The sequence below is a fragment of the [Lactobacillus] rogosae genome (assembly GCA_900112995.1).
Taxonomy (GTDB): domain Bacteria; phylum Bacillota; class Clostridia; order Lachnospirales; family Lachnospiraceae; genus Lachnospira; species Lachnospira rogosae.
In genome coordinates this window covers 74,860-84,077 of the sequence record FONU01000017.1, presented here as the reverse complement: position 1 = coordinate 84,077, position 9,218 = coordinate 74,860, and the positions used below count along the sequence as shown (strand labels likewise).

Annotated in this window: 8 protein-coding genes; 2 read left to right on the top strand and 6 right to left on the bottom strand. The window is 33.9% G+C overall.

Annotated features, from left to right (window positions below; all coding sequences use genetic code 11):
* Positions 1-81 precede the first annotated feature (81 nt).
* The gene (locus BM157_RS08735) at positions 82-408 is read right to left on the bottom strand and encodes a carbon storage regulator (RefSeq protein WP_055175371.1); all 327 of its coding nucleotides are present in this window, start codon (positions 406-408) and stop codon (positions 82-84) included.
* A 175-nt stretch (positions 409-583) separates the two neighbouring features.
* On the opposite strand from BM157_RS08735, the gene BM157_RS08730 reads away from it, so the two are divergent.
* The gene (locus tag BM157_RS08730; RefSeq protein WP_318255882.1) at positions 584-1,102 is read left to right on the top strand and encodes a tyrosine-type recombinase/integrase; all 519 of its coding nucleotides are present in this window, start codon (positions 584-586) and stop codon (positions 1,100-1,102) included.
* Between the two features lie 276 nt (positions 1,103-1,378).
* On the opposite strand, the gene BM157_RS08725 is transcribed toward BM157_RS08730, so the two are convergent.
* The 5 genes from BM157_RS08725 to BM157_RS08705 form a co-directional block, all read right to left on the bottom strand.
* Positions 1,379-3,154 (bottom strand): YhgE/Pip domain-containing protein, encoded by a 1,776-nt coding sequence (locus tag BM157_RS08725; protein WP_055175365.1) that lies wholly within the window; start codon positions 3,152-3,154, stop codon positions 1,379-1,381.
* A 1-nt stretch (position 3,155) separates the two neighbouring features.
* Positions 3,156-3,542 carry a hypothetical protein gene (locus BM157_RS08720; protein ID WP_022502525.1) on the bottom strand — a complete coding sequence of 129 codons (387 nt, stop codon included), beginning with the start codon at positions 3,540-3,542 and terminating at the stop codon, positions 3,156-3,158.
* Between the two features lie 26 nt (positions 3,543-3,568).
* The gene (locus tag BM157_RS08715) at positions 3,569-5,758 is read right to left on the bottom strand and encodes a YhgE/Pip domain-containing protein (protein WP_090140738.1); all 2,190 of its coding nucleotides are present in this window, start codon (positions 5,756-5,758) and stop codon (positions 3,569-3,571) included.
* A 187-nt stretch (positions 5,759-5,945) separates the two neighbouring features.
* A complete protein-coding gene (locus BM157_RS08710; RefSeq protein WP_055306478.1) occupies positions 5,946-7,229 on the bottom strand; it encodes an O-acetylhomoserine aminocarboxypropyltransferase/cysteine synthase family protein in 1,284 nt (427 codons plus the stop codon).
* A gap of 106 nt (positions 7,230-7,335) precedes the next feature.
* Entirely contained in the window at positions 7,336-7,956 is a 621-nt protein-coding gene (locus BM157_RS08705) for a flavodoxin family protein (protein WP_022502528.1), read from the bottom strand.
* Between the two features lie 183 nt (positions 7,957-8,139).
* On the opposite strand from BM157_RS08705, the gene BM157_RS08700 reads away from it, so the two are divergent.
* Positions 8,140-9,132: a DMT family transporter gene (locus BM157_RS08700; RefSeq protein WP_055175356.1), complete on the top strand. Its 993-nt coding sequence runs from the start codon at positions 8,140-8,142 to the stop codon at positions 9,130-9,132.
* Positions 9,133-9,218: the final 86 nt, after the last annotated feature.

The following is a 9,218-nucleotide window of genomic DNA, read 5'->3' as shown; positions in this document are numbered from 1 at the left end:
CTCCCTTACCGGGAATGTATTAGAACTGCTGGCATCAGCCTTAACAGTTAATACGCATATATAATAAACAGTGTTACCATGCTAACCCTGTATATTATCCTGACTGATGTCCTCTTTCCTATCTACAACCTGCTTATTCATCTTCTTATCTTCCCTTATAAGCCTGCGGATTTTGGAAAGTGTTTCCGGGGAAAGTCCGCGTTCCGCATAATATGGAGATATATAGCGGGACTCCTTCTTGTCCGAATTGGCAGTATTTCTTGCAAGAACCTTGCTTCTTACAATGTTGAGTTCCCTTGGGGCATCTATTAAAAGATGAATGTTCCCTTCTGAGCCTCCCGAATAGATAACCCTTACGTCATCACCAATGTTGATGTACTCGCCGGGTTTGATTGTTAGTTTTAACACATTAACCTCCTTGTCTATGAATAGTCGCAGAGGATTGGACTATTCACATTTACTTCCTTGTTGATGCAACATTTTATATTAAAATGTTGCATTTATATATTGGAGGTATTGATTATTGAGTACAGCACAACCTATAAGAAGTAATGATGAATTAAATTTGTTTAAGGAATTTTATTTGAACAATAGACCGAATGTCAGAAACTATGCATTGATATGTATTGGGTTGAATTCTGCGTTGAGAATTAGTGATGTTTTGCAGTTAAGATGGGAAGATGTGTATGATTTTGAAAATGAACATTTTCTTAAACATATAATAATAATAGAAAAAAAGACTAATAAAGAGACCAGAATTGCAATTAATGACAATATAAAGCAGGGACTTGGTATGTATATGGAGAGCTTATATAATATAAGAAAATGTGATTATATATTTAATGGGCAGAAAAAAGGTAAGCCACTGAGCCGTTCACAGGCTTTTAGAATTATTAAGAAAGCAGCTAATGAACTTCATATGGAAAGCGGGATAAGCTGTCATTCTATGAGAAAGACTTTTGGGTATTATGCCTGGAAATGTGGTACACCACCAGCAATATTAATGGATATATACAATCACTCTTCTTATGAAATAACAAGGAGATATTTAGGAATTAAGCAGGATGATAAAGACTCTGTATTTTTGAATATTAATCTATAATATTAATGATAATTTATATTAAATTAAATTAGTAAACAGGGTAAAGTATTTTAAATTGGTGACGATATATAGAATGTAAATAAGAATAGAATTATAAATTTTAATGCAACATTTTAATATAAAATGTTGCATTTTGTTTATTATAAGACATATTATATGACAGCAATAAGTTAATTAGTCATTAATTAAAGCTGAAATCAATAAAAATAGAAAAACTAATTCATATTTATTATACGAAATTAGTTTTTCTATTTCTGTATTTAATATTATATTATTTTATATCATTACTCCCGATTTCTCCTTGCTCTTGTTAACTGTAGCATTAAGTTTTCTGCAAGGTATGGCAACGACAAGTCCGATAAATAAGCATATACCTACATATATCAATAATGCAATAATACATTTCCAGTAATACCAGCTATATGTTCCACCGACACATTCTCTGAGGGCGTCCATAGCATAGGTGAATGGGAGGTATTTGTATATTGCCTGATATACAGTTGGAAGACATTGTATTGGGAATGTACCACCAGCACCGGCAACCTGAATAACCATAATAACTACAGCAACGGCTTCACCGACATTTTCAAAGGCAACTGTAAGTGAATATGTAATCATTGTAAATACGAATGAAGTAAATGATGCCGCTAACCAGAACTTAAATGGGTGAAGGCATTGTATTCCAATAAAGAATAAATCACCAAGTGTTATAAGTAATGCCTGTGCCTGTCCTATAAGGAAAAATGTTAAATATCTTCCAAAGAAAGCCTGAACAGAGGTAATATTGTATCCGCCAAAAGGATGAACCTTTACATGGATAATGGCAACTAATATTAATGCACCAACCCATATTGATAATACTGAGTAGAATGGTGACATAGCTGAGCCATAATTCTCAATTGGATACAAGTCAACTGTTCCGATAGTAACAGGAGCAGATATGAAAGATGCAAGTTCTTCTGTATTAAATGCGACGGCAGTCTGTAATAATGAATATGTACCACTGCTCTTAAAATCAACAAGCTTGGTTATTGAGTCTGATAACTGGCTCTCAAGGTTATGTACAAGCTCTAATGTATTAGCAATAGAACTGCCCATCTGGCTTATTGAATTATCAAAATCTGCAACATTGTATCCCATATCATCATATATTTCAGAGACAGAATTCATATATCCCTGAATTGTATTAATATCATTGGCAATATTAGCAAATATTGTTGAGTCTATAAGATTACTCTTTCCTATAGTATTATTCAATTCATTAAGAATTGCTTTTTCACTGTCAAATTTCACTGATAAATCTGGCGATATAGCTGCTGCAGTATCAGATGTTGACTGTGCTGTGCTTATTATATTGGAAACGGCAGTAAGCACGCTGTCAAATGTAGACACCTGTGTATTAACAACCTGTAATTTGGCTATTAATATATCTAATATTGAGTTGCCGCTTACATTTTCCTTATTAATATTATTACCATCAGAGTCTTTAATTGCACCTATATTATCAGCAATATCGGCAGATTTCATTATAGCTTCTGTAAGTGAGCTTATAAATGTAGCATTAACCTGTTGTTGTACTGCTGTCTTGGCTTTGTCTGTTATCTTAGGGGCAATGGCATTTTTCTTCTGGTTAGTATAATAGATAATCTCCGGATGTGTCATATTATCAGCTAAGAAGCTTACCATATCACGAGAGAAATCTTCAGGCATTATCAATGCTGCATAGTAATCTCCTGCCCATACACCCTCAATGGCTTCTTCTGACGTATCAGTAAATACCCAGCCGATAGTGTCATTGGTCTTAAGTGCTTCTATAATATTGGTGCTTATATTTACATTCATACCTGAAATATCAATTCCGGTATCATCATATGCTACAGCGACCTTTATGTTAGATGTTGAGTCAGAACCATAAGGGTCCCAGTTGGATAAAATGTTAAACCAGGCATATAATGATGGAAGAACAGAGAGTCCCATTACAACGACTAAAGCTACAACATTTCGCCCAATTCTTTTCCAGTCGTTAGCAAATACTCGAAATATATTTTTCATATTATTCTTCTGAACCTCCATTCTTGATATAATTCTTAGTAATATCTGATATGGCTTTCGCTGTATCAATAAGTGAGTCATCATACTCATTACCAACAATATCTTTAAGATTTTCGGTCATATTATAATCTTTATATTCAATGGCAATAAGATAGCCGCTTATAATAAATAAAGAAGCAATCCACATTACAAGAAATATAACTTTAGAGCTGTTTACAACAAATAAAAGGGTAAGGAATATAATGGGAATTACTAACATTGCTATTATTCCGTATTTAATTCTGTCTTTGTTACGTTTGTGTTCTCTATAGTAATAGTCTTTAATCATATCTACTGATTTCGCAGCAGTATCTATATTTACAGATATTTCATCTTTAATATCAGACATAAACTCCTCCTCATTCATCAATTAATCTACATAAGTTTAGTATCGTGCATACGGTGATGCATATAATGATTGAGCTTCATAAATGGCTTTCTTAGGAAAAGACCAAGGAATAAAGTACCTATAACAAATAGCATAAGCTGTCCCATAAGTATGAAGTAATCATATCTGTAGAAACCACTTACACATTCTCTTATGGCATTGATAGCATAAGGGAATGGGAAATATATATATACATTTCTAAAGAATGATGGTAACAGTTCAATAGGGTATGTACCACTTGAACCAGCAATCTGAATAACTACGAGAACAACGGCTAAAGCTTTACCGACATCACCAAACGAAAGTGTAAGTGTATATATAAGCAATGTAAATGCAAAGCTTACAATTGATGCGGTAAGCATAAATATTCCTGGGTGCACACAGTATATTTTAAGTAAATATATATCACCAAGAACTGTTATAACTGCCTGAATCTGTCCCATAAGCCAGAATATTAAATATCGTCCGAAATATTTCTGTGTTAATGTAGCATTTTTAAATTCTTCCCTGTCATCAGGAGATGTCTTGATAAGTGCTGTAAGGAGAAGACCTCCAACCCATAAAGCAAGAGTTGTATAGAAAGGTGCTACTGCTGTTCCGTAATTAACAGCTTCGTATACATTTTCAGTTGTAACCTTAACAGGTGATGAGAAGAATTCGCCGTATTCAGATGAATCCTTGTCAAGAAGCTTCTGCATAAGCTCATACTTTCCATCGTCTTTTAATGCAGCAAGCTCTGTATTGGCTTTATCTAAAGTATTCTGTACATTGCCGATAAGTTCCCCCATAGTATCTAATGTGAAATTAACACTAGAAAGTGTACTGTCTACGCCATTAATAATAGTACTTATGGCAGAAAGGCTGTCTGAAGCAGATACAAGTGAGTCGTAGATAGAGCTGATGGAAGTCTTAAATAATTCACCAGATTTGCCAACTGAATCGTTAATACTTGATGTAAGTATGCTATTAAGTGAATTAATAGAGTTCTCACACTGTACAAGTGCATCATCCATATATGTAAATATGTTAGCAGGGTCAGCCTTAGAGTCTGTATACCACTGTGTAAATGTTGTCATATTCTGTGCGGCTGTCTTAAGAAGTGCAGGCATAAGGTCAAGTGAACTTATAAGACTGTCATATAAGAACTGGTTATTACCGCCGTTATCATTATCAATATCTTTGAAATGTTCAAGTATTGGTTTAAGGCTGTTATTAAACTCATTATTAGCATTAATAACTTCATTCATTAAACTGTTAAGTTCGCCAAGCTGTTTGATAATATCAAGCTTGGTAACAAGTGTGTGATTATTCTTATAGTCTGCAATCTTTCCGCGTAATGTTTCAATTTTGCCGGTGAGCTTAGTGTTAATATCAGTTAATCTGGTAAGAGATGCACTGATATTGGCAGTATAAGCATCAATTGCATTGTTAGCTGTATTCTTTGAAGCCTCAATATTCTCTTCTGACATATTACTCTGCATATCAGATACAAGTGCATCTGTCTTTTTAAGAGTATCTGAAAGGTTGTCATTACTTGCATTAAACATACTGATTGAAGCGTTGTATTCAGATAAGTTATTGCTTATATCCGTTAATTTATCTGATATGTCAGATAATACATTGGTCTTTGTAAGAGAAGCAGCATCAGTTGAATTAAGAATTGTAACTACAACTGTTTCAATAAATGTTTCATTAATAGTTTCCTGTAAAGTAGACTTTCCAGATTGTGTAATCTTGCTGGCAATAGCGTTCTTCTTGGCATTCTCATAATATGTAACAGAAGGAGTTTCCATATTATCATTAAGGAAATTAATCATTGAACGGCTGAAATTATCGCCGATTACTATTGCGGCGTAGTACTTGCCGCTTTTAACTCCGTCAATTGTGCTTTCCATATCTTTTGTAAATGTCCAGCCGAGTTTGTCATTTTCTTTGAGGTTATCAATAATACTATTACCCATATTCTGATATTCGCCATCCATATCAAAACCAGTATCCTCAGAGTATACAGCAATCTTAATTGAAGCAGTATTAGCATAGGGATCCCAGTTAGAATAAATATTAAACCACGCATATAATGATGGAATAATACATAATCCTATGGCAATAATAAGTGCAAATATATTGCGGCATATGCCACGCAAATCTTTTATAAAAATACGCAGAATTGTACTCATATTCAATCTCCATTTACTATAATTTGACAGTTAATTATATCACTAGATATTAGGACATACAAGCTTCATAATTTTAAAAATCATATAAAAATCTCATAAAATTAATAAAGGCTCTGGACATTATTGTTATAGTAATGTCCGGAGCCTTTGTAAGCTTAATATGCTAAAGCTGATAATGAATATTTATTTAAATTGTATCAAGTGCTGCAGATATATCAGCAATCAAGTCATTTTTATCTTCAAGTCCGCAGGAAATTCTTATAAGTCCTGCTGGAACACCAGCTTCTTTTAATTGTTCATCATTAAGCTGTCTGTGTGTGGATGTTGCAGGATTAAGACAGCATGTTCTTGCATCAGCAACGTGTGTTTCTATTGCAGCAAGCTTAAGGTTCTTTAAGAACTTTTCGGCAGCTTCTTTTCCACCTTTGATTTCAAAAGATACTACACCACAGCCACCTTTAGGCATATATTTTTTGGCTGTTTCATAATATTTATTACTTTTAAGACCAGGATAGCTGACATATTCAACTTTAGGATGATTTTCAAGAAATTCAGCTACTGCCTGTCCATTTTCAACGTGGCGTGGCATTCTTACATGAAGAGATTCAAGTCCAAGATTAAGGATAAAGGCATTTTGTGGGGATTGTATACATCCTAAATCTCTCATAAGCTGTGATGTACACTTTGTGATAAATGCACCCTCTTTTCCGAATTTTTCTGCGTAAGTAATTCCATGGTAACTTTCATCTGGTGTGCATAGTCCTGGATACATATCTGCATGTGCCATCCAGTCAAAATTACCAGAATCAACTATTGCACCTCCGACAGCAGCTCCATGACCATCCATATATTTAGTTGTTGAGTGAGTGACAATATCAGCACCCCATTCGATTGGTCTGCAATTAATAGGGGTTGGAAATGTATTATCTACAATAAGAGGGACATTATGTGTGTGTGCAACCTTTGCAAATTTCTCTATATCAAGAACTGTAAGAGCTGGATTGGCAATTGTCTCACCAAACATAGCTCTGGTATTATGTTTAAATGCTGCATTAAGTTCTTCTTCTGATGCATCAGGTGAAACAAATGTAACGTCTATTCCCATTTTCTTGAAAGTAACTGAAATAAGATTGAAAGTTCCACCATATATTGATGATGATGCAACGATATGACTGCCACATTCACATATATTAAAAAGAGCAAAGAAGTTAGCAGCCTGTCCAGATGATGTAAGCATTGCGGCTGTTCCACCTTCAAGGGCTGCTATTTTGGCAGCAACGTGATCATTGGTAGGATTCTGTAGTCTTGTATAGAAATATCCTGATGCTTCCAGGTCAAATAGCTTACCCATATCTTCGCTTGTATCATATTTAAAAGTTGTAGATTGGATAATAGGAATTTGACGAGGCTCACCATTCGATGGTGTATAACCAGCCTGAACACACTTAGTATTAATAGAATAATCTTTCATAATGACCTCCAGTGTAAATTATAGAATAATTAAATATTACTAATGTTATGTTATAAATAAATTACCCTATAATTCTACAGGATTATAGGGTAAAATGCAATAATTATTACTTTATGAAGTTAGTCTTAGCCTCTCTTTCAGTAGCCGGGAGTGCGACACCTGCATTTTTACCAGCTTCAATACACTTTAACATCCAAGCCATATTATGAGCTACGTTGCGCATTGTCTGTAAGCCTTCTAAATCCATAACGGCTTCGTTCTCATTGCGGCCATAGACGTTATTCCAGTATGTAGAGCTTACTACTGGCATCTGTGATATTCCATAATATTTATTTAATACGTCAAATGAAGCAACTGTTCCACCACGTCTTGCAACAGCTACGCTTGCGGCTGGTTTAAAAGCAAAGGTCTTAGAACTTGAATAAAATACTCTGTCTAAGAAAGAGAGAATTCTTCCACTTGGGTGGGCATAATATACAGGTGTTCCAAATACAAACGCATCAGCTTCTTTTGCCTTGGCAATGAATTCATTAACATTGTCCTTAGTATATGCACAACCATCAGGTGTACATTGGTTACAGCCAATACAATCTCTTACTGCATCTGCACCAATCTGGAATATTTCATAGTCAATTCCTTCATTATTAAGAGCTTTTCCAATCTCATTAAGTGCTGTAAATGTAGTTCCATTGATATGTGAACTACCGTTTAACATTAATACTTTCATTATCATATGCCTCCTGATTTAATATCTTTTATTTGTTTAAACAAGTGTATATATTTTAAGCTTAAAAAGAAAAATTCTCAATACCTTGCATAATATATTTGATTAATATACTATTATATGGTGTGAAAATTATTAATTATTATGGAAACATTGATTATTGTTTAAAGGGAGCGTTATTAATTTATGAAGAATTTAAAAGGAACTTTTATATTATTGCTTGCCGCATTTATATGGGGTACAGCATTTGTTGCACAGACAAGTGCTGGTGATAATATTGGAGCGTTTACATTTAATGCCTGTAGGAATATTATCGGGGCATTATTTTTATTTATTGTTATTGCAATATTAGATATGAGAAAATATTCTGATAGATATGATAATCCAAGTGAGAATAATTACAATATATATAAGAAGAACTACATTATTAATAAGAAAGATTATTTAACTGATGCGAATAAATGGCCTATAAAAGAAGGTGTTATATGCGGAATTCTACTTTGCATAGCGATGAATTTGCAGCAGATAGGGATTAATACATATCCTGATGGAGTTGCTGTATCAGGGAGAGCTGGATTTCTTACAGCGACTTATGTTGTTATGATTGCGATTGTTTCAGTATTTATGGGACAAAAGCTTCATAAGCTTACCATAATAGCTGCATTTGTGTGTATTGCGGGAATGTATCTTTTGTGTATTGCGGGTGGAATTAACGAAATATATGTTGCGGATATATTAGAGTTAATGTGTGCTGTTGCATTTACAATACATATGTTTACGGTAGATAAATATGATAAAGCAGATGGTGTTAAATTATCCTGTATACAATTCTTAACAAGTGGAATATTGTCAGGAATATTAATGCTTATATTTGATAAAGCAGACATTAACAGCATTATGAAAGCAATAATACCAATATTATATGCAGGTGTTATGTCAAGTGGAATTGCTTACACTTTTCAGATTATTGGGCAGAAATATGCCAAGCCATCAGTGACTGCCATTGTATTGAGCCTTGAGTCGGTATTTGCTGCACTTGCAGGCTGGATTTTATTAGGTGAACATTTAAGCACAAGGGAACTTACCGGCTGTATATTAGTATTCACAGCGGTCATTATTGCACAGATACCACAATTTGCTCATAACGTTGACGATAGTAAACAACAGGTCATAGAATAAAATTATTGAGATGCTCTCTCCTAAATAGCAAGTTTTAAGTATTTAACTTACCTTTTTAGAAGGGAGCTAATTATTTGTTAAATGAT

Coding starts and splice junctions, on each gene's coding strand:
- BM157_RS08700 (WP_055175356.1), top strand. CDS start 8,140: ATGAAGAATTTAAAAGGAACTTTTATATTATTGCTTGCCGCATTTATA.
- BM157_RS08710 (WP_055306478.1), bottom strand. CDS start 7,229: ATGAAAGATTATTCTATTAATACTAAGTGTGTTCAGGCTGGTTATACA.
- BM157_RS08720 (WP_022502525.1), bottom strand. CDS start 3,542: ATGTCTGATATTAAAGATGAAATATCTGTAAATATAGATACTGCTGCG.
- BM157_RS08705 (WP_022502528.1), bottom strand. CDS start 7,956: ATGAAAGTATTAATGTTAAACGGTAGTTCACATATCAATGGAACTACA.
- BM157_RS08715 (WP_090140738.1), bottom strand. CDS start 5,758: ATGAGTACAATTCTGCGTATTTTTATAAAAGATTTGCGTGGCATATGC.
- BM157_RS08725 (WP_055175365.1), bottom strand. CDS start 3,154: ATGAAAAATATATTTCGAGTATTTGCTAACGACTGGAAAAGAATTGGG.